21 protein-coding genes and 1 tRNA gene are annotated in these 20,944 nt (G+C 69.5%); 17 read left to right on the plus strand and 5 right to left on the minus strand.

What is annotated here, in order from left to right; genetic code table 11:
* The first annotated feature begins 92 nt into the window (after positions 1-92).
* The 3 genes from cysM (at position 93) to ACEN9J_RS28670 (ending at position 1,888) form a co-directional block, all read left to right on the plus strand.
* Positions 93-1,001, plus strand: coding sequence for a cysteine synthase CysM (cysM, locus tag ACEN9J_RS28660; RefSeq protein WP_057592908.1), 909 nt, complete (start codon positions 93-95; stop codon positions 999-1,001).
* 75 nt (positions 1,002-1,076) lie between these two features.
* Positions 1,077-1,658 (plus strand): NUDIX domain-containing protein, encoded by a 582-nt coding sequence (locus ACEN9J_RS28665; RefSeq protein WP_296737057.1) that lies wholly within the window; start codon positions 1,077-1,079, stop codon positions 1,656-1,658.
* 2 nt (positions 1,659-1,660) lie between these two features.
* Positions 1,661-1,888: a sulfurtransferase TusA family protein gene (locus ACEN9J_RS28670; RefSeq protein WP_057592910.1), complete on the plus strand. Its 228-nt coding sequence runs from the start codon at positions 1,661-1,663 to the stop codon at positions 1,886-1,888.
* A gap of 77 nt (positions 1,889-1,965) precedes the next feature.
* Here ACEN9J_RS28670 and galU read toward each other — a convergent pair whose 3' ends face one another.
* Both galU and ACEN9J_RS28680 read right to left on the minus strand, forming a co-directional pair.
* On the minus strand, positions 1,966-2,856 hold the full coding sequence (galU, locus tag ACEN9J_RS28675; RefSeq protein ID WP_413762688.1) for a UTP--glucose-1-phosphate uridylyltransferase GalU: 891 nt from the start codon (positions 2,854-2,856) through the stop codon (positions 1,966-1,968).
* 146 nt (positions 2,857-3,002) lie between these two features.
* The gene (locus ACEN9J_RS28680; RefSeq protein WP_413762689.1) at positions 3,003-5,912 is read right to left on the minus strand and encodes a valine--tRNA ligase; all 2,910 of its coding nucleotides are present in this window, start codon (positions 5,910-5,912) and stop codon (positions 3,003-3,005) included.
* Positions 5,913-6,042: 130 nt separating this feature from the next.
* On the opposite strand from ACEN9J_RS28680, the gene yaaA reads away from it, so the two are divergent.
* The 11 genes from yaaA to ACEN9J_RS28735 all read left to right on the plus strand — a co-directional run bounded on the left by yaaA (position 6,043) and on the right by ACEN9J_RS28735 (position 15,030).
* Positions 6,043-6,828 (plus strand): peroxide stress protein YaaA, encoded by a 786-nt coding sequence (gene yaaA / locus ACEN9J_RS28685; protein ID WP_413762690.1) that lies wholly within the window; start codon positions 6,043-6,045, stop codon positions 6,826-6,828.
* A 40-nt stretch (positions 6,829-6,868) separates the two neighbouring features.
* Entirely contained in the window at positions 6,869-7,714 is an 846-nt protein-coding gene (locus ACEN9J_RS28690) for a 2OG-Fe(II) oxygenase (RefSeq protein ID WP_413762691.1), read from the plus strand.
* Between the two features lie 22 nt (positions 7,715-7,736).
* On the plus strand, positions 7,737-8,633 hold the full coding sequence (locus ACEN9J_RS28695) for an alpha/beta fold hydrolase (protein WP_093355674.1): 897 nt from the start codon (positions 7,737-7,739) through the stop codon (positions 8,631-8,633).
* Positions 8,630-9,508 (plus strand): NADPH-dependent 7-cyano-7-deazaguanine reductase QueF, encoded by an 879-nt coding sequence (gene queF, locus ACEN9J_RS28700; protein WP_413762692.1) that lies wholly within the window; start codon positions 8,630-8,632, stop codon positions 9,506-9,508. The genes ACEN9J_RS28695 and queF overlap by 4 nt, the downstream gene beginning before the upstream one ends.
* 85 nt (positions 9,509-9,593) lie before the next feature.
* Positions 9,594-9,669: transfer RNA gene (locus tag ACEN9J_RS28705), tRNA-Gly, on the plus strand.
* A gap of 145 nt (positions 9,670-9,814) precedes the next feature.
* The gene (locus tag ACEN9J_RS28710) at positions 9,815-10,702 is read left to right on the plus strand and encodes a LysR family transcriptional regulator (protein ID WP_057592917.1); all 888 of its coding nucleotides are present in this window, start codon (positions 9,815-9,817) and stop codon (positions 10,700-10,702) included.
* Positions 10,703-10,803: 101 nt separating this feature from the next.
* Positions 10,804-11,958, plus strand: a complete 1,155-nt coding sequence (locus tag ACEN9J_RS28715; RefSeq protein WP_261215690.1) for a mandelate racemase/muconate lactonizing enzyme family protein — start codon at positions 10,804-10,806, stop codon at positions 11,956-11,958.
* A gap of 3 nt (positions 11,959-11,961) precedes the next feature.
* Positions 11,962-12,969, plus strand: a complete 1,008-nt coding sequence (locus ACEN9J_RS28720) for a Bug family tripartite tricarboxylate transporter substrate binding protein (RefSeq protein ID WP_057592919.1) — start codon at positions 11,962-11,964, stop codon at positions 12,967-12,969.
* Positions 12,970-13,152: 183 nt separating this feature from the next.
* A complete protein-coding gene (locus ACEN9J_RS28725; protein WP_413762693.1) occupies positions 13,153-13,854 on the plus strand; it encodes an arylmalonate decarboxylase in 702 nt (233 codons plus the stop codon).
* A gap of 131 nt (positions 13,855-13,985) precedes the next feature.
* A complete protein-coding gene (locus ACEN9J_RS28730; protein ID WP_203204764.1) occupies positions 13,986-14,165 on the plus strand; it encodes a DUF3606 domain-containing protein in 180 nt (59 codons plus the stop codon).
* Positions 14,166-14,352: 187 nt separating this feature from the next.
* On the plus strand, positions 14,353-15,030 hold the full coding sequence (locus ACEN9J_RS28735; protein ID WP_057592922.1) for a hypothetical protein: 678 nt from the start codon (positions 14,353-14,355) through the stop codon (positions 15,028-15,030).
* Here ACEN9J_RS28735 and ACEN9J_RS28740 read toward each other — a convergent pair.
* Positions 14,976-16,280, minus strand: coding sequence for a DNA topoisomerase IB (locus tag ACEN9J_RS28740; RefSeq protein WP_413762694.1), 1,305 nt, complete (start codon positions 16,278-16,280; stop codon positions 14,976-14,978). The two genes, ACEN9J_RS28735 and ACEN9J_RS28740, sit on opposite strands and share 55 nt — an antisense overlap.
* Before the next feature lie 134 nt (positions 16,281-16,414).
* On the opposite strand from ACEN9J_RS28740, the gene ACEN9J_RS28745 reads away from it, so the two are divergent.
* Entirely contained in the window at positions 16,415-17,467 is a 1,053-nt protein-coding gene (locus tag ACEN9J_RS28745; protein ID WP_413762695.1) for a purine-nucleoside phosphorylase, read from the plus strand.
* A gap of 227 nt (positions 17,468-17,694) precedes the next feature.
* Here ACEN9J_RS28745 and ACEN9J_RS28750 read toward each other — a convergent pair whose 3' ends face one another.
* Together ACEN9J_RS28750 and ACEN9J_RS28755 are read right to left on the minus strand one after the other, a co-directional pair.
* Positions 17,695-18,381 (minus strand): TIGR02117 family protein, encoded by a 687-nt coding sequence (locus tag ACEN9J_RS28750; protein ID WP_413762696.1) that lies wholly within the window; start codon positions 18,379-18,381, stop codon positions 17,695-17,697.
* Positions 18,382-18,385: 4 nt separating this feature from the next.
* Positions 18,386-19,576 (minus strand): Y-family DNA polymerase, encoded by a 1,191-nt coding sequence (locus ACEN9J_RS28755; protein WP_413764629.1) that lies wholly within the window; start codon positions 19,574-19,576, stop codon positions 18,386-18,388.
* Positions 19,577-19,728: 152 nt separating this feature from the next.
* On the opposite strand from ACEN9J_RS28755, the gene ACEN9J_RS28760 reads away from it, so the two are divergent.
* Positions 19,729-20,577 carry an RNase A-like domain-containing protein gene (locus ACEN9J_RS28760; RefSeq protein ID WP_057598104.1) on the plus strand — a complete coding sequence of 283 codons (849 nt, stop codon included), beginning with the start codon at positions 19,729-19,731 and terminating at the stop codon, positions 20,575-20,577.
* A gap of 22 nt (positions 20,578-20,599) precedes the next feature.
* Positions 20,600-20,878, plus strand: a complete 279-nt coding sequence (locus ACEN9J_RS28765; protein ID WP_057595297.1) for a contact-dependent growth inhibition system immunity protein — start codon at positions 20,600-20,602, stop codon at positions 20,876-20,878.
* Positions 20,879-20,944 lie beyond the last annotated feature (66 nt).

Below are 20,944 nucleotides of genomic sequence, written 5' to 3' on the forward strand. Positions count from 1 at the left end.
ATGATGAACCGTCCCGAAGCTGATTCTTTTGCATATCCGCTACCCTCCGGGGCGGCAACCAGCGCCTTCCGCGCGGCCGACCGGACGCAGTCATGACCCACAAGTACCCCACCATCGAAGACGCCATCGGCCGCACGCCGCTGGTCGCGCTGCAGCGCATCAACGCCGAAGAGAACGCGCGGCGCAACAACGTGATCCTCGGCAAGCTCGAGGGCAACAACCCCGCCGGTTCGGTCAAGGACCGTCCGGCGCTTTCGATGATCAAGCGCGCCGAGGAGCGCGGCGAGATCAAGCCCGGCGACACGCTGATCGAGGCCACCTCGGGCAACACCGGCATCGCGCTCGCGATGGCCGCGGCCGTGAAGGGCTACCACATGGTCCTGATCATGCCGGAGGACCTCTCGATCGAGCGCGCCCAGACCATGAAGGCCTTCGGCGCCGAGCTCGTGCTCACGCCCAAGAGCGGCGGCATGGAATACGCGCGCGACCTCGCCGAGCAGATGGTGGCGCAGGGCAAGGGCCGCGTGCTCGACCAGTTCGCCAACCCCGACAACCCGCGCATCCACTACGAGACCACCGGCCCCGAGATCTGGGCCGACACCCAGGGCAAGGTCACGCACTTCGTGAGCGCCATGGGCACCACCGGCACCATCACGGGCGTGTCGCGCTTCCTCAAGGAGAAGAACCCCGCGATCCGCATCGTCGGCGCGCAGCCGGCCGAGGGCTCGCGCATTCCCGGCATCCGCAAGTGGCCGGCCGAATACCTGCCGAAGATCTTCGACCCGAGCCGTGTCGACCAGGAGATCAGCGTGAGCCAGGACGATGCCGAGGAGATGTGCCGGCGCCTCGCGCGCGAGGAGGGCATCTTCGGCGGCATCTCGGCCGCCGGCGCGCTGTGGGCGGCGCTGCAGGTCGCCAACACGGTCGAGAACGCCACCATCGTGTTCGTGGTCTGCGACCGCGGCGACCGCTACCTGTCGACCGGCGTCTTCCCCGCCTGATGCCAGCACCCCGGTGCGCCACGCGGCGCGCCGGCGGTTCCCCGGAACGAGACAAGAAAGAACAAGAGCCACCCCATGCCCCATCCCAAGTTCTGCCAGGCCTGCGCCACGCCGCTCGAATGGATCGCGCTGATGGAAGACGGCGGTCCCAAGGAGCGCCTGCGCTGCCCCAACTGCGGCCACACGCACTGGAACAATCCGACGCCGGTGCTGGCCGCCATCGTCGAATACCGCGGCCAGGTGCTGCTGGCGCGCAACGCGGCCTGGCCCGGCAAGATGTTCGCGCTGATCACCGGCTTCATGGAGGCCGGCGAGACGCCCGAGGAAGGCATCGCGCGCGAGGTCAAGGAAGAGACCAACCTCGACGTGAGCGCGACGAAGATCGTCGGCGCCTACGACTTCCAGCGCATGAACCAGGTCATCATCGCCTACCACGTGGTGGCCGATGGCGAGGTCAGGCTCTCGCCCGAGCTGGTCGACTACCGCCTCTACGACCTGCCCGACCTCAAGTGCTGGCCCGCCGGCACGGGCTATGCGCTGGCCGACTGGCTGCGCACGCGCGGCCATGAGCCGGTGTTCTTCACCGCGGCCGAGAACGAGGAACGCCGCCGCGGCCTGAATCTGCCGCCCGAGCCGCCCGTCGGCAAGGGAGCCTGAGCATGGACGTCGACCGCGAAATCGACACCCGCGGGCTCAACTGCCCGCTGCCCATCCTCAAGGCCAAGAAGTCGCTCAACGACATGGCCAGCGGCCAGCTGCTGCGCGTGGTCTCGACCGACCCCGGCTCGGTGCGCGACTTCCAGGCCTTCGCGCGCCAGACCGGCAATGCGCTGATGGAACAGCAGACGGTTGGCACCGACTTCATCCATGTGCTGAAGCGGCGCTGAGGCCGCGCGCGACACGGCATCGAAAAGCAAAAAGGCCGGGAATCGCTGCCCGGCCTTTCGATTTGGAGCGACCCGGTTCAGAGCTTCAGGCTCTTGAGGTACTCGCGGAACTGCCCGCCCACTTCCGGATGCGCGAGCGCCAGCTCCACGCTGGCCTGCAGGAAGCCTTCCTTGCTGCCGCAGTCGTAGCGCACGCCCTTGTAGGAATAGGCGTAGACCGATTCCTTCTTCATCAGCGCGGCGATGCCGTCGGTGAGCTGGATCTCGCCGCCCGCGCCCTTGGGCTGCTCGCGGATCTCGGCGAACACACCAGGCGTGAGGATGTAGCGGCCAGCCACGCCCAGGCGCGAGGGAGCGTCCTCGGGCTTCGGCTTCTCGACCATGCGGTTGACCTTGACCAGGCCGTCCTCGATGGCGTCGCCGGCCACGATGCCATAGCGCTTCACGTGCTCGAGCGGCACTTCCTGCACCGCCAGCAGCGAGCCGCCGAGGCGCGCGAAAGCCGCGGTCATCTGGGCCAGCACCGGTTCGCCGCCCGTGGGGCCGACCATCAGGTCGTCGGCCAGCAGCACGGCGAAGGGCTCGTTGCCCACCAGGTGCTCGGCGCACAGCACCGCGTGGCCCAGGCCCAGCATGCGCGGCTGGCGCACGTAGGAGCAGGTCATGTCGTCGGGCATCACCGAGCGTGCGATGTTCAGCAGCGCATCCTTGCCGCTGGCCTCGAGCTGGCTCTCGAGCTCGTAGGCGGTGTCGTAGTGATCCTCGATCGCGCGCTTGTTGCGGCCGGTCACGAAGATCATGTCGCGGATGCCCGCGGCATAGGCTTCCTCGACGGCGTACTGGATCAGGGGCTTGTCGACCACCGGCAGCATTTCCTTGGGCTGGGCCTTGGTGGCCGGCAGGAAGCGGGTGCCGAAGCCTGCAACGGGGAATACGGCCTTGCGGATGCGCGTCGGGGAGGTGGACATGGGCAATTCGGTGTCGGTTCGTTCAGGATGAAGGAAGGAGTGAGGGCCGCGGGGGCCGTCCGGAACTGCGGCGGCGGAACCGGTCCGCCGCCTGGCCGATTCTGCATCGGCCACCCATCCTACCGGCCTGCGGACAAGCCCGTATGTCAGCCGAGGCGCACAAGCTGGTCGCGCAGGCGCTCCAGCGTGGCCGTGAAGTCGGCCAGGCGCTTGCGCTCCTGCTCGATCACGGCCGGCGGCGCCTTGGCCACGAAGGCCTCGTTGCCGAGCTTGCCGTTGACCTTGGCGATCTCGCCCTCGATGCGGGCGATCTCCTTGCCGATGCGCGCGCGCTCGGCCACCTTGTCGATCTCCATGTGCAGGCACAGGCGGGCATTGCCGACCACGGCCACCGGCGCGACCTCGGCGGCCGCGGCCCAGGCGGCTTCGTCGTCGAACACGCGCACTTCCTTGAGCTTGGCGAGCGCCTGCAGCACCGGCGCGGCCTCGCGCAGGAAGGCCGCGCCCTCGGCGTCGTCGGCCACGGCATAGAGCGGCAGCCGCAGCGCGGGCGAGACGTTCATCTCGCCGCGCAGGGTGCGGCAGCCGTCCACCAGCGCCTTGAGCCGCGCCACGTAGGCCTCGGCGGCCTCGTCGATGCGCTCGGGCTGGCTCTGCGGATAGGCCGCCACCATCACCGATTCGCCCGTGCGGCCCGCCACCGGCGCGACCTTCTGCCACAGCTCCTCGGTGATGAACGGGATCACCGGATGCGCGAGGCGCAGCAGGGTTTCGAGCGTGCGGATCAGCGTGCGGCGCGTGGCACGCTTCTGGGCATCGTCGCCGGTCTGGATCTGCACCTTGGCGATCTCGAGGTACCAGTCGCAGAACTCGTCCCAGGCGAACTGGTAGATCGCGTTGGCGACGTTGTCGAGCCGGTACTCCTCGAAGCCCTTGGCGACCTCGGCCTCGACGCGCTGCAGCTGCGAGACGATCCAGTAGTCGGCGCGGCTGAACTTCAGGTAGCCGTGCGCCGGACCGCCGACCTTGCACTCTTCCTTCGTGTGCTCCTTGAGGCCGCAGTCCTGGCCCTCGCAGTTCATCAGCACGAAGCGGGTGGCGTTCCACAGCTTGTTGCAGAAGTTGCGGTAGCCCTCGCAGCGCTTGCTGTCGAAGTTGATGCTGCGGCCCAGCGAGGCCAGCGAAGCGAAGGTGAAGCGCAGCGCGTCGGCGCCGAAGGCCGGGATGCCCTCGGGGAATTCCTTCTGCGTGTTCTTGCGCACCGTGGGCGCGGTCTCGGGCTTGCGCAGGCCCTGGGTGCGCTTGTCGAGCAGCTCGGGCAGCTCGATGCCGTCGATCAGGTCGACCGGGTCGAGCACGTTGCCCTCGGACTTGCTCATCTTCTTGCCCTGCGCGTCGCGCACCAGGCCGTGGATGTAGACGTCCTTGAACGGCACGCGGCCGGTGAAGTGCTTGGTCATCATGATCATCCGGGCGACCCAGAAGAAGATGATGTCGTAGCCCGTGACCAGCACGCTCGAGGGCAGGTAGAGGTTGTAGTCGCTCGTGGGCTCGGTGCCCTGGTTCGGCCAGCCCAGCGTCGAGAACGGGAACAGGGCCGCGGAGAACCAGGTGTCGAGCACGTCCTCCTCGCGGCGCAGCGTCTTGCCGGGCGCCTTGGCCTGGGCTTCCTCCTCGCTGCGCGCGACGTAGACATTGCCCTCGTCGTCGTACCAGGCCGGGATCTGGTGGCCCCACCAGAGCTGGCGCGAGATGGTCCAGTCCTGGATGTTCTCCATCCAGTGGTTGTAGGTGTTGATCCAGTTCTCGGGCACGAAGCGCACCTCGCCCGAGCGCACCACGTCGATCGCCTTCTGCGCGATCGACTGGCCGTCTGCGCCGGGCTTGGTCATGGCCACGTACCACTGGTCGGTCAGCATCGGCTCGACGATGGCGCCGGTGCGCGCGCAGCGCGGCACCATCAGCTTGTGCTTCTTGGTCTCGACCAGGAGGCCCAGCGCGTCGAGGTCGGCCACCACGGCCTTGCGCGCCACGAAGCGGTCGAGGCCGCGGTATTTCTCGGGCGCGTTGTCGTTGACGGTCGCGTCGAGCGTGAGGATGCCGATGGTCTCGAGCTGGTGGCGCTGGCCCACCGCATAGTCGTTGTAGTCGTGCGCGGGCGTGACCTTCACCACGCCGGTGCCGAAGGCCTTGTCGACGTAGTCGTCGGCGATCACCGGGATCAGCCGGTCGACCAGCGGCAGGCGCACCTGCTTGCCGATCAGCGCCTTGTAGCGCTCGTCTTCCGGATGGACCATCACGGCCGTGTCGCCGAGCATGGTTTCGGGCCGGGTGGTGGCCACCGTGAGCGTGCCCGAGCCGTCTTCCAGCGGGTAGGCGATGTGCCAGAGCCAGCCGTCCTCTTCCTCGCTCTCGACCTCGAGGTCGCTCACGGCGGTCTTGAGCGTCGGGTCCCAGTTCACCAGGCGCTTGCCGCGGTAGATCAGGCCCTCTTCATAGAGCTTGACGAAGGTGTCCATCACCACGGGCGAGAGCTTCTCGTCCATGGTGAAGTATTCGCGGCTCCAGTCGACGGTGTCGCCCATGCGGCGCATCTGCTGGGTGATGGTGTTGCCGCTGCGTTCCTTCCACTCCCAGACCTTGGCGATGAAGTTCTTGCGTGCTTCCTGCGGCGTCGGGCCCATCTCGTGGCGGCTGATGTTCTGCGCCTGCAGCTGGCGCTCGACCACGATCTGGGTCGCGATGCCCGCGTGATCGGTGCCCGGCAGCCACAGCGTGTTGTCGCCCTTCATGCGGTGGTAGCGCGTGAGGCTGTCCATGATCGTCTGGTTGAACGCATGGCCCATGTGCAGCGTGCCCGTCACGTTGGGCGGCGGCAGCTGGATCGAGAACGCGCCGGCGTCGGCCTTCGGCTTCCCGGTGCCGCGCCAGCCCGCGTGCGCGTAGCCGCGCTTTTCCCATTCGGGACCCCAGTGCGCCTCGAGGGCCGCGGGTTCGAACGATTTGGAAAGGCTCTCGAGGCCGGGTTGGGCGGTGGGTGTGGTGGGTTCGCTCATGGGGGCTTGGGGCAATGCGGCCATGGCGCCGGTACGCAGGTCGTACGGGCCGCGGGCCGCGCGGAGGCAGGGAAGGTCGGCGATTTTACCGGCGCCGCAAGGGGCGGGCGGGCCAACAGATAATTCCGCGATGCTGTTCCTGCTCTCTCCCGCCAAGTCGCTCGACTACGACACCCCGGTCCCCGCCGAAGTCCCCGCCACCCAACCCCATTTCGAGAGCCCGAAGGGCCCCTCGGTCGAACTGATCAAGCTGCTGCGCGAGAAGTCGCCGCAGCAGATCTCCGAGCTGATGCGCCTGTCGGACAAGCTCTCGGCCCTCAACGTGGCGCGCTATGCCGCCTGGCGTCCCAAGAGCACCGGGCAGAACGCCCGCCAGGCCGCCTTCGCCTTCGACGGCGACGTCTACGGCGGCTTCGACGCGCGCTCGTTCACGCCCGCGCAATTGGACTGGGCGCAGGACCACGTCTGCATCCTCAGCGGCCTGTACGGCGTGCTGCGCCCGCTCGACCGGCTGCAGCCCTACCGGCTCGAGATGGGCACCGCGCTGGCCAACCGGCACGGCAAGGACCTCTATGCCTTCTGGGGTGCGCGCATCGCCGAGCACCTCAACGAGCGGCTGGCGGCCGACCGCACGCCGGTGGTGATCAACGCCGCCTCGCAGGAGTATTTCCGCGCGGTCGATACCAAGGCACTGAAGGCGCGTGTGGTCGAATGCGTGTTCGAGGAGTGGAAGGGCGACCGCTACAAGGTCATCAGCTTCTTCGCCAAGCGCGCGCGCGGCCTGCTGGCGCGCTGGGCCGTGCTGCACCGCGCGGCCACGCCCAAGGCGCTGGAAAAATTCGATCTCGAGGGTTATGGTTTCGACGCCCAGGTGTCCACGGCCGAACGGCTGGTCTTCAGGAGAAAACTCGTATGAATGATGTGAGGGAAGCAGGCGAGGCAACCGGAGCGCGCGCATGACGCAGTCCGTGAGTCCCGAACTGCGCGACTGGCTGGTGAGCCAGCTCGCGGCCGGCCATTCGGTGCCCGCGCTGCGCGCCTCGATGCGCGCGGCCGGCTGGCACGACGCCGCCACCGACATCGCGCTGGCCCAGCTCGAGGCCGGCTTTCCCGAATCCAGGGCCGCGTCGGCGCTGCCGCCGCGCACCTCGATGCCGGGCCCCGACCTCGAGGGCTCGCCGCTGTACATCGATGCCGGCGACCGCCGCGTGCAGGTGCTGCAGACCATGAAGCACCCGCGCGTGATCGTCTTCGGCAACCTGCTGTCGGCCGAGGAGTGCGAGGCGCTGATCGCGGCCGCGCGCGTGCGGCTCGCGCGCTCGCTCACGGTCGAGACCAAGACCGGCGGCGAGGTGCTCAACGTCGACCGCACCAGCGAAGGCATGTTCTTCGAGCGCGGCGAGAACGAGACCGTGCAGCGGCTCGAGCAGCGCCTGGCGCTGCTGCTGCGCTGGCCGCTGGAGTTCGGCGAGGGGCTGCAGATCCTGCGCTACGCGCCCGGCGCGCAGTACCGGCCGCACTACGACTATTTCGATCCCGGCGAGCCCGGCACGCCCACCATCCTCAAGCGCGGCGGCCAGCGCGTCGCCACGCTGGTGATGTACCTGCAGGAGCCCGAGAAGGGCGGCGCCACCACCTTCCCCGACGTCGGCCTCGAGGTCGCGCCGGTGCGCGGCACCGGCGTGTTCTTCAGCTACGACCATCCCGATCCCGCCACCCGCACGCTGCACGGCGGCGCGCCCGTGGTCGCGGGCGAGAAGTGGGTCGCCACCAAGTGGCTGCGCGAACGCGAGTTCCGCTAGCCCGCAACACAAGAAAGCCGCGATGAAGGTCCAGGCCAACGGATTGCAGATCGAAGTCGACGACACCGGCGGCGAGGGCCGGCCGGTGATCCTGCTGGTGATGGGCCTGGGCATGCAGCTCGTGGCCTGGCCGCGCGATTTCGTGCAGCCGCTGGTCGACGCCGGCTTTCGCGTGCTGCGCCACGACAACCGCGACATCGGCCTGAGCGAAGGCTTCGACCACAAGGGCGTGGGCAACATCGTCTGGGAGAGCATCCGGCTGCGCCTGGGCCTGCCGGTGCGCTCGGCCTACACGCTGCAGGACATGGCGGCCGATTCGCTGGGCGTGCTCGACGCGCTGGGCATCGCGCAGGCGCACGTGGTTGGCGCCTCGATGGGCGGCATGATCGCGCAGCGCATGGCCGCGACCGCGCCCTCTCGCGTGCAGAGCCTCGTGAGCATCATGAGCTCGAGCGGCGCGCGCGGTCTGCCCGGTCCGCGCCGCGAGGTGGCCGCGATGCTGCTGCGGCGCCCGCTGGGCCGCGGCGAGGACGAGCTGATCGCGCACAGCATCCGCCTGCTGCGCCTGATCCAGAGCCCGGCCTATCCGCAGACCGACGAGGCGCTGGCCGAGCGCCTGCGCTTTTCCATGCGCCGCGCCTACCATCCGGCCGGCATGTTCCGTCAGATGCTCGCCATCGGCGCCGACACCGAGCGCCCCGAACTGCTGGGCCGCATCCAGTGCCCGACCCTGGTGCTGCACGGCGAGCCCGACGCGCTGGTGCCGATCGCCTGCGGCCAGGACACGGCGCGCCGCATCCCCGGCGCGCAGTTCGTGCCCATTCCCGGCATGGGCCACGACCTCCCGCCCGAGGTCTGCGCCATCCTTGCCCGACACATCGTCCCGTTCCTGAACGCGACGCCATCCCGCCATCCATGAGCCACGACGCCTCCCACACCCCCAACCCCAACACGCCCGAGCAGTCCCAGCTCGGCCGCGCCTCGGCCTACGCCGACCGCTACGACCCCACGCTGCTGTTCCCGATCGCGCGCGCCACCCAGCGCGAGGCCATGGGCATCGCGGCCGGCGCCTTGCCCTTCTTCGGCGCCGACCTCTGGACCGCCTTCGAACTGAGCTGGCTCAACCCGCGCGGCAAGCCGCAGCTCGCGATCGCGCACTTCACCGTGCCCTGCGAGACGCCCAACATCATCGAGAGCAAGAGCTTCAAGCTCTACCTCAACAGCTTCAACAACACCGCCTTCGCCGACGCCGAGGCCGTGCGCGAACGCCTGCGCACCGACCTGGCCGAGGCGCTGTGGCGCGGCAGCGACCGCGCGGCGGGCATCGGCGTGAAGCTGGTCGCGCCCGAGCTGTTCGACCGCGAGCCGGTGCACGAGCTCGACGGCCTGGACCTCGACCGGCTCGACATCGAGTGCACGCACTACCAGCCCGCGCCCGAGCTGCTCTCGAGCGACGCCACGCAGGTGCCGGTGACCGAGACGCTGACCAGCCGGCTGCTCAAGAGCAACTGCCTGGTCACGGGCCAGCCCGACTGGGGCAGCGTGCAGATCCGCTACAGCGGCCCGCCCATCGACCAGGCCGGGCTGCTCGCCTACATCGTGAGCTTTCGCAACCACAACGAATTCCACGAGCCCTGCGCCGAGCGCATGTTCACCGACATCTGGAAGCGCTGCCACCCGACCAAGCTCGCGGTGTACGCGCGCTACACGCGGCGCGGAGGGCTCGACATCAACCCGTTTCGCACCAGCTGGCCGCAGGCGCTGCCGGCCAACGTGCGCACGGCGCGCCAGTAGGCGGATCGGTGTCGTCGAAGTTTTTTGAAGATTTTTTTGCCCGGATTCGAAAATGGCGTTTTTGGGGCATATAATCTGAGGCTTCGCGGGAATAGCTCAGTTGGTAGAGCGCAACCTTGCCAAGGTTGAGGTCGAGAGTTCGAGACTCTTTTCCCGCTCCAAATTTTTTGCTTCTTCGAAGGGCCCGCAAGACCCGCCGCAGAACGCAAGCGAAGACGAAAGAAAAGGCCGCTGACCCCAGCGGCCTTTTTCTTTTTCCGCGGCCGTTCGCGAGGGGCGGCCCGGCCCCTGTGGCATCCTGCCCGCATGACCCCCGACACCCGCTCGCTGCGCCTGTTCGTGGCCGTGGCCGACCACGGCAGCATCAGCGAGGGCGCCAAGCGCTGCCACCTCGCGCTCGCGGCCGCGAGCAAGCGCATCTCCGACCTCGAGGCGCGCGCGCGGCTGCCGCTGCTGGTGCGCCATGCGCGCGGCGTCACGCTCACCTCGGCGGGCCATGGCCTGCTGCTGCATGCGCGCGCCGTGCTCTCGGCCATGGACCGGCTCGGCGCCGAACTCGACGACTTCCAGAACGGCGTGGCGGGCGTGGTGAGCATCACGGCCAATGCCTCGACCATCGCGCAGTTCCTGCCGGCGCAGATCGGCTCCTTCCTGCGGCTGCATCCGGTGCTCAAGATCGACCTGCAGGAGCGCGCGAGCACCGAGGTGGTGAAGGCGGTGCAGGCCGGCCTGGCCGACATCGGCGTGATCGAGGGCAACACGCCGGCCGATCCGCTCGAATGCCTGCCTTACCGCAGCGACGAACTGGCCGTGGTGGTGGCGCGCGACCATCCGCTGGGCCGGCGCAAGCGCATCGGCGCGGACGAGGTGCTGCGCCACGAGCACATCGTGGTGCGCGAAGGCACGGCGCTGCACCGCGTGCTGCTGAGCGCCGCGCTCGAGGCGCAGGTGCCGCTCAAGGTGCGCATGCAGGTCGGCAGCTTCGACATGGTGTGCCGCATGGTGGAGCAGGGCGCGGGCATCGGCGTGCTGCCCTATGCGGCCATCCTGCCGCAGCTGCAGATCCTCAAGCTGCGCTGCCTCAAGCTCGATGCGCCCTGGGCCGTGCGCCGCCACCTGCTGTGCGTGCGCCGGCAGCAGGACCTGACGGTGGCCGCGCGCTCGGTGCTGGAACACCTGAGCCGGCCCGACTGAAGCACGAGGCTTCGCGCCGCGCGAAGCCTCGCTCCCGCCAAAAACGAATTGTTCTCCACCGGGGCGCGCGCAAAGATGCGCGCACAACGAAGGAGACAATTTTGAAGATCGTTCGCGTCAGCGCCACGCCGCTGAACATTCCCGTCGCCATCGACGTGCTGGGGCTCGACAAGAAGACCTCGCTGTCGCTGTGCCTGACCGAGATCGAGACCGACACGGGCCTCGTCGGCCACGGCATGACCGCCATCACCGAGGAGGAGATCGTCGCCGCCGCGGTGCGCGAGGTGGCGGGCCCGGCGCTGATCGGCGAGGACCCGATGGCCACCGAGCGCCTGTGGGACAAGCTCTACTGGCTGCTGTCGCCGCGCGGCCAGACCGGCTACGCGAGCCATGCCATCGCCGCGCTCGACATCGCGCTGTGGGACCTGAAGGCGAGGGCGCTGGGCCAGCCGCTGTGGCGCCTGCTCGGCGGCGCGCGCGCCAGGGTGCCGGTGTATGCGACCTTCGGCTTCGGTTTCTTCGAGCGCGACCAGCTCGCGGCCGCCGCCAAGCTGTGGGTGGAGCAGGGCTTTCGCCGGCTGAAGATGACCGTCGGCGGCCATGCGCTCGCGCGCCGCGACGAGCCGCGGCCGATCGACGAGGTGATCGCCGAGGACGTGCGCCGCGTCGCCGCGGTGCGCGAGGCGGTCGGCCCCGAGGTGAAGCTCTATGTGGACGCCAACTGCGGCCTCGACCTGTTCCATGCGAGCGAGCTCGCGCGCCGCATCGAGCCCTACGGCATCAGCTTCTTCGAGGAGCCGCTGACGCAGAACGACGTGCGCCAGATGGCCCAGCTGCGCGCGCGCACGAGCATCCCGCTGGCCTGCGGCCAGAACGAGGGCCTGGCCTTCCGTTTCCGCGACCTGCTGGTGAACCAGGCGGCCGATGTGCTGCAGCCCAACGTGACGATCTCGGGCGGCTACTCGCAGTGCCTGAAGATCGCGGGCATGGCGCAGGCCTTCAACGTGCCGATCGACAACGGCGGCGCCTGGCCCTTCCACAACATGCACCTGCATGCGGGGGTGTCGAACGGCGGGCTGGTCGAGTACCACTACGTGGCGGTGAAGATGCTGCAGCAGATCTTCGACGGCCTGCCCGTGCCCGATCAGGGCTGGCTCACGCTGCCCGAGACGCCGGGCCTGGGCTTCGCGCCCAACGCCGAGCGCGTGCGCGAGCTCGCGAAGCTGCCGACCTCGCGCGGCAAGGGCAAGGCCTGAACGATGAAGACGACAACACCCACGATCTTTCGCTCGCGTCGTCTTGCACTGCGCGCCGCAACGGTCTTCGGCCTCGCGGGCCTGCTCGCGACGCCCATGGCCTGGGCCCAGAAGTACCCCGACAAGCCGATCCGCCTCATCGTCGGCTATTCGGCCGGCGGCGGCGTCGATGCCGTGGCGCGCCTGCTGAGCGCGCGCCTGCCCGCGGTGCTGGGCCAGCAGGTGCTGGTGGAGAACCGCACCGGCGCCACCGGTCTCATCGCGGCCGACTTCGTCGCCAAGGCGCCGCCCGATGGTTACACGCTGATGATGGGCGACAGCGCCTTGCTGATCGCCAAGCTGCTGCAGCCGAAGATCGCGATCGATCCGCTCACCAGCTTCAAGCCGGTGGCCGGCGCCTTCGTCTCGCCGCTGATGATCGTCACGGGCAATGACTTCCCCGCGAAGACGCCGGCGGAGTTCGTCGCCCAGCTCAAGGCGAACCCGGGCCGTTTCTCGTTCGCGACCTCGGGCGTGGGCACGGTGCAGCACCTGGGCTTCGAGATGCTCAAGCAGTCCACCGGCAGTTTCGTGGTGCATGTGCCGTACCGCGGCGCCGCGCAGATCGTGCCCGACGTGATCGGCGGCCAGGTGCCGATCGGCGTGGTCAGCGCCACGGCGGCGATGGCGCAGTCCAAGGCTGGCAAGCTGCGCGCGGTGGCGTTGATGAACAGCGCGAAGCTCGAAGGGGCCGAGAACATCGCGCCGCTGGCCGATGCGTTGCCGGGGTTCGATGTGGCGCCGCGCATCTTCGTGCTCGCACCTGCTGGAACGCCCAACGAGATCGTCGACCGGTTCTCCGCCGCCGTGAAGACCGTGCTCGATGCGCCCGATGCCGGGACTGCCGCGGCGGCGCAAGGCACCCTGCGGGCCTATGCCACGCCGGCGCAACTCGGCAAGGACATGGCCGAGGAGACGGTGCGGTGGAAACGCATCATCACGGAGCAGCGGATCGTGGCGGATGGGGGGTGATTTCTTGTCCGGGGCGGGCTCACGCCGACGGGATACTCCCCTCCGCGAATGTCCCCCGCCTTCGGCTCCTCCTTGATTTCGCTGCGGGGAGCACCCCATCGGCGTGAGCCTGGACGCGCCGGTCGTTGAACCGCCCGCACCACCGCTGCGCACCCCGAACCCCAAAACCGAAGGCAACCAAAAATGACCCACCTGGGCCTCATAGTCCCCCCGAAAGCAGGCGAAGTCCCCATCGACGGCCCGCTTCTCTACGGCACCCGCATCCGCTTCAGCGCACGCGGCCTGGGTCTTGGAGAAATCTCGACGCGCGGCTACACCGAAGTCATCGACTCGGTGATCGGCAAGGCGCTGGAACTCAAGGAGGAGGGCGTCAGCGCCATCTCCCTCATGGGCACCTCGCTGAGCTTCTTCCGCGGCGCCGCCTTCAACCGGCAACTCGAAGTCGAGATGTCGCGCGCCACCGGCCTGCCCTGCACCACCATGAGCAACGCCATCGTCGAGGGACTGCGCAGCCTCGGCGTGAAGCGCGTCGCGGTGGCCACCGCCTACATCGACGAGGTCAACGTGCAGCTGCGGCGCTACCTCGAACAGAGCGATTTCGAAGCGCTGGCCATCGAAGGCCTGTCGATCTCCGATGTGCAAGCGGTCGGCCAGGTCGGCACGCAGGTGCTCGTGGACCTGGGCCGCCGCGTGTTCGAAGCGCGGCCCGGCGCCGACGGCATCCTCATCTCCTGCGGCGGCCTCGTCACGCTCGATGCCGTGCGCGAACTCGAATCGGTGTTGAAGGTGCCCGTGGTCTCGAGCTCGCCCGCGGGCTTTCGCGACCTGGTGCGCAAGGCCGGGCTCGATGCGCGCTCGCCGGGCAACGGCCGCCTGTTCGACTGAGCGAAAAACGCGCGCGTCCCGCCCGGCTTCGGACATGTCCTGCACGGGGACGCGCTGCGGTCTTTCCGTCGCGGTCATCGAACGGACTCAGTCTGCTGTCCATTCCCTGAACCATCCTGGAGGACAGCACCATGGCAGACGACCTGAGCCAACGCGGGCAACCCGACCGCTCGCGCATCAACGTGAACGAGGCGCACGAGATGCGCTACTGGACCCAGACCCTGGGCGTGACCGAGGCGCAGCTGCGCTCGGCCGTCGCGGCGGCCGGCGTCGAGGTCAAGGACGTGCGGACCTACCTCGGCAAGCCCTGATCGCCAGCGAGCGAACCTGCGTAGGCAGGTTCCTACACCCGGGCGGCGAGGCGCGGCCGATACTCTGTCGCTTGCCTCGCACCGGGACATCTCCCTTGAACTTCCCCCTCCTCATCGCCTCCCTCGCCGGCCCGACCTCCGGGCATCGCCATCCACATGCCGCCCACGCGGCCGGAGCCGCGGCGCGATGAAGACCTCTCCCGGAGCGCGCAGCTGGATCGCCGCCGGCGTGCGTCACGAACTCCTGACCCGCGCCTTGCCCGCGCTGCGCCATGACATGGCGGCGCCGGTGTCGGTGATCCGCATGGCGCTGCTGATGCTCAAGCGCCAGCTCGCCGCCGAGACCATCGATCGCGCCGCCAGCGAAGAACGCATGGGCCTGGTCGACGGCCAGGTGTCCGAACTGGTCGAAGGCATCCGCTCGCTGCGCGACTGGGAGCTGGCCACCACCGACGACGGCATCACGCGCGCCGCGCTCGTGGCGCGCTGCGTCGCGCTGATGCGCGCGGCCTTCGACCTGCATGGCGTGTCGCTCGATGTGGACGATGCGCTCGCCGCCGGCGAGGACGACAAGCGCTGGCCCGCGGCGGCCGCGCTGCGCTACCTGTTCCTCGGCGCGCTCGGCTACCTGCACGACGGCGCGCCCGAAGCCGGCGCGATCCGGATCGAGGCGGACGGCGCCGAAGGCCTGCGCTTCGCGGCACTGCCGCGCGAGGCCAGCGCCGTCAATCCGGTGCTCGATGCGCACCGCGCGCCGCGCGCGCTGGCCATCGACGCGGTCGCGCTGCAGAGCCTGGCCGAGGACCTCGGCTACCGCATCGCGCTCGAGCGCGACAGCGTGCGCTTCTCGCTCGGCGCGGGCTGAACACGCGGCCGCGCTGGCGCGGCCTTGCGCACCGCCAGCGGCGCGTGCTTCGATGTTCCCGGTGATGTCGCCGGGCCCGATGCGGGCTTCGCGCTCTTTCGCTGCCGCGTCGCGGCCTGGAGCTCGCGCCGGTGTGCCTGCAGGAAGGCCTGCAGCCGCCGCTCCGCCGCATGCAGCCCGCGCGAGGGCCGCGCGCTGCGGCGTCCCGCGATGCGCTCGAGCAGGGCCGAGGCGGCATCGGCCTCGGTGCTCGCGAGCGCGCTGCCCAGCGACAGCACGGCAGGATGCACATAGGCCTTCTTGCAGACCGCGGGCGTGTTGCCGAGCTGGCGCGCCACGGTCGCGAGGATGTCCTTCGCGGTGTAGCGGCTGCCGTCCGAGGCGACCCGGCCCGGCTCGCAGGCCAGCCGCGTCAGTTCGAGCGCCTGCACCGTGCCGTGCCAGGTGCGGAAGTCCTTCGCGGTGAAGCGCTCGCCGCCCAGGCCCTTCTGGCCCTCGACCGCCTCGCCGAGGTAGTCGTTGACGTCGGTCGACGAGACGCTGTGCGGCTCGCCGTCCTCGCCCACGTACTGGAACAGCGCCTGCCCCGGCAGTTGCTGGCAGCCGCGCACGATCTTCGCCACGCGCGGGTCCTCGAGCGTGGCCTCGTGCATCACGCCGCTCTTGCCGCGAAAGCGCAGCCGCAGCGCCGCGCCCTTCACCGCCGCATGCCGGTTGCGCAGCGTCGTGAGGCCGTAGGAACCGTTGCTGCTCGCGTACTCCTCGTTGCCCACGCGCATCAGCGTGGTGTCGAGCAGCCGCACCAGCGCGGCCAGCACCTGCGCCCGGGCCGGCGCGCCCGTGCCCTTGCCGGCTTGCAGGTCGCGTTGCACCCGCGCGCGGATGCGCGGCAGCGCGCGCGCGAAGGCCTCGAGCCGGTCGAACTTGGTCTCGTCCTTCAGCGCGCGCCAGTCGGCGTGGTAGCGGTACTGCTTGCGGCCGCGCGCATCGAGGCCCGTGGCCTGCAGGTGGCCGTTGGGCAGCGGGCAGATCCACACCTCGTCGTAGGCCGGCGGTATCGCCAGCATGCGGATGCGCGAGAGCTCGTCCGCGTCGCGCACCCACTGGCCGCGCGCGTCGCGGTAGCGAAACTTCGCGCCGTGCCGCAGGCGCCGGATGCCCGGCATGTCGGGGTTCACGTAGACCAGCCCGTTCGCGATCGGCGTGGGCTTGGACGGAGGCCGTCTCGCGGAGGATGCTGTGTCCGGCATGGTGGTTGCGTGATGTAGACAGGCCTGTTGTGCCAGCGCCGACAATGCGCGGCTGTAGGACGCCGCGAGCGCCGCCGGTGCGATGGCCGCGCTTGCGTGTCCTGCCCTCATCCTCGAACCCACGGAGTTCCCCCATGCCGCTTTCCTCCTCCCTGTGCTTCGCCCGCCTCTCGGCGCTGGCCACCGCCGCGCTGCTGGCCGGTGCCGCCAGCGCCGCCACCATGCCGCCCGCGCCCGGCGCCGAGGCCCGCGCCGAACTGCCCGTGAAGGTGAAGGTGTTCGTCGCCGCCATGTTCGAGATCGGCCAGAACAGCGGCGACCGCGCGGGCGAGTTCCAGCACTGGTACGAGCGCTACTGGAAGGGCGCGAAGCCGATGGCCGTGCCCGGCGCGCTGCAGCCCGTCTACTGCAATGCCGACGGCGTCTGCGGCGCGGTGCTCGGCATGGGCAAGGTCAATTCCTCGGCCTCGATGCAGGCGATCCTCTTGAACCCGCAGTTCGATTTCTCGCAGGCCTACTACGTGATCTCGGGCGTGGCCGGCACGCCGCCCTCGCGCGGCACCATCGGCGAGGTCAGCTGGGCCACCTGGCTGGTCGACTACGACCTCGGCCACCGCTGGGCGCCCGAGGAGAACAAGCCCGGCGAGCCCACCTTCATGCCGCGCAAGGGCTACGAGTCGTACCGCCGCTTCAAGCTCAACCCCGACCTCGTCGGCTGGGCCATGAAGCTCACGGCCGACACGCCGCTCAAGGATTCTGAATCGGCGCGCAGCTACCGGCTGCGCTATCCCGATGCCGCGGCGCGCCGCGCGCCCTTCGTCGGCACCGGCACCCACATGACGGGCGACACCTTCTTCCACGGCCCCGGCATGTCGAACCAGGCGCAGTACATCGCGAAGCTCTACGGTGCCGACGACTACGTGATCACCGAGATGGAGGCCGCCGCGATCACGCTCGTGATCCAGCGCACCCACGGCACCGACCGCGTGATGAGCCTGCGCGGCGCGGTCAACTTCGACCAGGGCAATCCCAACGAGACCACCTTGCAGCATCTCGACCCCGCGCCCGGCGAAACGGCCGGCGGCTTCGCCGAGACGGTGGAGAACGTCGCGCTGGTGGGCACGCGCATGGTCGACCACATCGTGGCGAACTGGGGTGCGTGGGCGAGCGGCGTGCCCAGGCCCTGAAGTCGGGAGCGGACTTCCGGACGCAGAGGACGCGAAGGTTCCGCGAAGAGCGCGAAAGAACAGCCTTTGAAAGTGGGCCCTGCGTCTGCGGGCGGTGCACCCCTTGCCGGATGCCCCGATCGGTCGCAACCGCCGAACGGCAGCGGCTCACCTTCCTTTGTCTTCCTTTCGCGCTCTTCGCGAAACCTTCGCGTCCTCTGCGTCCGGCTGCCCGTATTTCCAGCCGCTCAAGGCACCCGCTGCAGATGCCACGTCACCGTGAAGTCGAACGGCGTCCAGCGGCTGACCGTCACGCCCGCGCGGCGCAGGCCGCGGCCGGTCCAGGTGTTGCAGGTCTCGAACAGGTGATAGGCGCCGTTGGCCTCGTAGAAGGCATCCTGCGCGTTGTAGTGCGCGCCCGCGATGGCCGTCGCCTGGCCCGCGGGCAGGGTGCCGCGCACATGCTCGATCAGGCGCAGGTACTGCGGCATCGACAGCGGCAGCCGGAACGCGCCGGGCCCGAACTGGTCGCGCCGCAAATAGCTCACATGCAGCAGCGCGCGGTTGCGGCCCGACAGCGCGCCCAGCGCGCGCGAGACCGTGAGGTCGGCCCAGGTCGGCGTGTGCAGGTAGAACTCGCGGTCGCCCCAGCCCAGCGCCACGTACTCGGCACCGGGCGGCACGGCCGGGAAGTCCGCGAGCGGGAACAGCTTCTGCCAATCGATCAGCGCCGAGCGCACCGGGAACACGTAGTCGGTGTGCACGCCGTTGCTCAGCACCCAGGCCTCGACGTAGGGCGTGGCCGGCGCGGCGGTCTTCGCATGGCTGGGCCAGAACACCAGCGCGAAGGCCGTTCCCACGTAGAGCGCGATCAGCACCACGAGGCCGAGCAGCAGCAGCGAGAAGCGGCGCAGCCAGCGCGTGATGAAGGCCATGGCGTCAGAACAGCGAGGCGGTGGCCGACTCGGGCGCGGCGGCCGAACGCTGCGTGCCGCCGGCCGGTGCCAGCGCCTCGGGGCTGCCCGCGCGCGCCAGCGCGCCCACGCGCACGCCCAAGAGGCGCAGCGGGCGTTCGAGCGGCACGCGCTTCAGGCACAGGCCGCCGGTGCGGCGAATGGTCTTCGCGTCGTCGGTGAAACGGTCGATGGTCTGGTCGCGCGTGGCGATCTTGAAGTCGTCGTAGCGCAGCTTGATGCCGATGGTCTTGCCCACATAGCCCTTGCGCTGCAGGTCCTCGGCGAGCTTCTCGCACAGCCGCGTGAAGATCTCGCCGAGCTCCGCGCGGTCGCGCACCGCATGCAGGTCGCGCTCGAAGGTGGTCTCGCGGCTCATCGAGACCGGCTCGCTCTCGGTCACCACCGGGCGATCGTCGCGGCCCCACGCCACCTCGTGCATCCAGGCGCCGGTGGACTTGCCGAAGTGGTCGACCAGCCAGCCGCGCTCGCAGGCTGCGAGCTGGCCGATGGTCTCGATGCCCAGGCGCTTGAGCTTCTCGTCGGCCTTGGGCCCGATGCCGTTGACCTTGCGGCAGGGCAGCGGCCAGATGCGCGTCTCGATGTCGTCCTGGTAGACCACCGAGATCCCGTTGGGCTTGTTGAATTCGCTCGCCATCTTGGCGATCAGCTTGTTGGGCGCCACGCCGATCGAACAGGTCAGGCCGGTGGCCTGGAAGATCGATTTCTGGATCAGCCGCGCCAGCGTGCGCCCGCCTTCGCGCTGCCCGCCGGGCACCTCGGTGAAGTCGATGTAGACCTCGTCCACGCCGCGGTCCTCCATCAGTGGCGCGATCTCGGTGATGATCGACTTGAAGCCGCGCGAGTACTTGCGGATCTCCTCGAAGTCCACCGGCAGCAGGATCGCTTGCGGACACAGCTTGGCGGCCTTCATGAGCCCCATGGCCGAACCCACGCCGAACTGCCGCGCCGGATAGGTGGCGGTGGTGATCACGCCGCGGCCCACGTAGTCCTTGAGCCGCGCGAAGGCCTCGACCGGAATGTCGGCCAGCGTGCCGCCGGGCGGCAGGTGGCGGATCGCCTCGTCCACGCTGCGCCGGCCGCCGCCGATCACCACCGGCAGGCCCTTGAGCTGCGGATAGCGCAGCAGCTCGACCGACGCGTAGAAGGCGTCCATGTCGAGGTGGGCGATGCGGCGGATCGGGGGCGTGGCGGCAGGCTTGGAACTCACGGTAACGATTGTCTCGCGCTGCGCCGATGTTCGCCCGGGCCGTGCAAGAATGCATCGGAATTTCAATCCCCCGCGAGGACAACGGAAAGGAATGCGCCATGGGTGACGACGAGGAAGGCGGCCTCTCGGTCGCGCTGACGCCGGTGCAGATGGCGGCGGTGCTCGGTGGCGAGGACGTGCCCGAGTCGGCGAGCCTCAGCAACCGGCTCTGGGGCACCGCGGCGCTGGTCGGCGGCGTGCTCGAGCTGGTCGGCGCGGGCGTGCTGTGCGTCGCGCCCGAGCCCACGATGGCGAGCAAGGTCGGCTGCGTGGTGCTCGGCGCCCACGGCAGCGACGTCACCGCCACCGCCGCGCGCCAGGTCTGGACCGGCCGCTCGCAGCGCACCGCCACCTCCATGACGGCCGATGCCGCCGCGCAGGCCATGGGCGCCTCGCCCGAGACCGGCGCGCAGGTGGGGCTCGCGGTCGACGTCGCGGTGCCGCTGTTCGTGGCCGGCGGCCTGGCCGCGTCGCGCGTCATCGCGGTGCGCGCGAGCCGCTTCAAGCTCGAGCCGGTGCGCCTCATCGAGCACGAGGGCGTGGCCGGTTCCAAGGCCGGCGGCCACACCATCCGCGAGCACGTCGGCAAGTCGGCGCAGGACCTGTTCGACCGCTTTGCGAAGAAGCCCAGCCTGCAGAAGTCCTCGTCCTTCTTCGATCTCGCCACCGCCGAGTCGGCCATCAGCCAGACCGTGCGCGTCAATGCGCGCGCGATCCGCGCCTGGTCGCGCTCGGCGCAGGTGGGCTCCAAGCCGGTGGCCTTCGAGCACGACATCGGCACCGTGGTCGGCATCGGCGTGCAGCGCGGCAGCACGGCCGTGAGCCAGCTCACCAAGGTGCGCGTGACCCTCAACATGAAGGCCTACAACGGCAAGCCCTTCTACATCCTCACCGCCCATCCGTTCTGACAGCCAGTACAACGAAACCACGATGCGATTCGAACTGATCGACCACTTGACCAAGGTCTATTTCGGCCAGGACGCCGACATCCTCTTCGGCGAGACCGGCGCCGAGATCATGGCCTCGTACCGCGAATCGAGCACCCCGGCCGAACTGGCCGCGCTGCGTGCCGAGATCGCCGACTACCGGGGCTCGCACGACGACATCGAGGCCGCGTTCGCGCGCGACTTCGAGCGCGACTACCTGCCCGAGGATTTCGGCCGCACGGCGGCGGAGTTCTTCGACAAGGTGTTGGCGGCGGTGCAGTAGGCACGGCCTCCCATCGCGGCATAAGGCCAAGGCTTGCGCGGGCCCACGGCCGGAGCCATCATCCGC

The organism is Variovorax sp. Varisp41, from assembly GCF_047325085.1.
Classification (GTDB): Bacteria; Pseudomonadota; Gammaproteobacteria; order Burkholderiales; family Burkholderiaceae_C; genus Variovorax.

Coding starts and splice junctions, on each gene's coding strand:
- ACEN9J_RS28765 (WP_057595297.1), top strand. CDS start 20,600: ATGCGATTCGAACTGATCGACCACTTGACCAAGGTCTATTTCGGCCAG.
- ACEN9J_RS28725 (WP_413762693.1), top strand. CDS start 13,153: ATGACCCACCTGGGCCTCATAGTCCCCCCGAAAGCAGGCGAAGTCCCC.
- ACEN9J_RS28760 (WP_057598104.1), top strand. CDS start 19,729: ATGGGTGACGACGAGGAAGGCGGCCTCTCGGTCGCGCTGACGCCGGTG.
- ACEN9J_RS28665 (WP_296737057.1), top strand. CDS start 1,077: ATGCCCCATCCCAAGTTCTGCCAGGCCTGCGCCACGCCGCTCGAATGG.
- ACEN9J_RS28745 (WP_413762695.1), top strand. CDS start 16,415: ATGCCGCTTTCCTCCTCCCTGTGCTTCGCCCGCCTCTCGGCGCTGGCC.
- galU (WP_413762688.1), bottom strand. CDS start 2,856: ATGTCCACCTCCCCGACGCGCATCCGCAAGGCCGTATTCCCCGTTGCA.
- cysM (WP_057592908.1), top strand. CDS start 93: ATGACCCACAAGTACCCCACCATCGAAGACGCCATCGGCCGCACGCCG.
- ACEN9J_RS28720 (WP_057592919.1), top strand. CDS start 11,962: ATGAAGACGACAACACCCACGATCTTTCGCTCGCGTCGTCTTGCACTG.
- ACEN9J_RS28670 (WP_057592910.1), top strand. CDS start 1,661: ATGGACGTCGACCGCGAAATCGACACCCGCGGGCTCAACTGCCCGCTG.
- ACEN9J_RS28755 (WP_413764629.1), bottom strand. CDS start 19,576: ATGGACGCCTTCTACGCGTCGGTCGAGCTGCTGCGCTATCCGCAGCTC.
- ACEN9J_RS28735 (WP_057592922.1), top strand. CDS start 14,353: ATGAAGACCTCTCCCGGAGCGCGCAGCTGGATCGCCGCCGGCGTGCGT.
- ACEN9J_RS28730 (WP_203204764.1), top strand. CDS start 13,986: ATGGCAGACGACCTGAGCCAACGCGGGCAACCCGACCGCTCGCGCATC.
- ACEN9J_RS28695 (WP_093355674.1), top strand. CDS start 7,737: ATGAAGGTCCAGGCCAACGGATTGCAGATCGAAGTCGACGACACCGGC.
- queF (WP_413762692.1), top strand. CDS start 8,630: ATGAGCCACGACGCCTCCCACACCCCCAACCCCAACACGCCCGAGCAG.
- ACEN9J_RS28690 (WP_413762691.1), top strand. CDS start 6,869: ATGACGCAGTCCGTGAGTCCCGAACTGCGCGACTGGCTGGTGAGCCAG.
- ACEN9J_RS28750 (WP_413762696.1), bottom strand. CDS start 18,381: ATGGCCTTCATCACGCGCTGGCTGCGCCGCTTCTCGCTGCTGCTGCTC.
- yaaA (WP_413762690.1), top strand. CDS start 6,043: ATGCTGTTCCTGCTCTCTCCCGCCAAGTCGCTCGACTACGACACCCCG.
- ACEN9J_RS28710 (WP_057592917.1), top strand. CDS start 9,815: ATGACCCCCGACACCCGCTCGCTGCGCCTGTTCGTGGCCGTGGCCGAC.
- ACEN9J_RS28680 (WP_413762689.1), bottom strand. CDS start 5,912: ATGAGCGAACCCACCACACCCACCGCCCAACCCGGCCTCGAGAGCCTT.
- ACEN9J_RS28740 (WP_413762694.1), bottom strand. CDS start 16,280: ATGCCGGACACAGCATCCTCCGCGAGACGGCCTCCGTCCAAGCCCACG.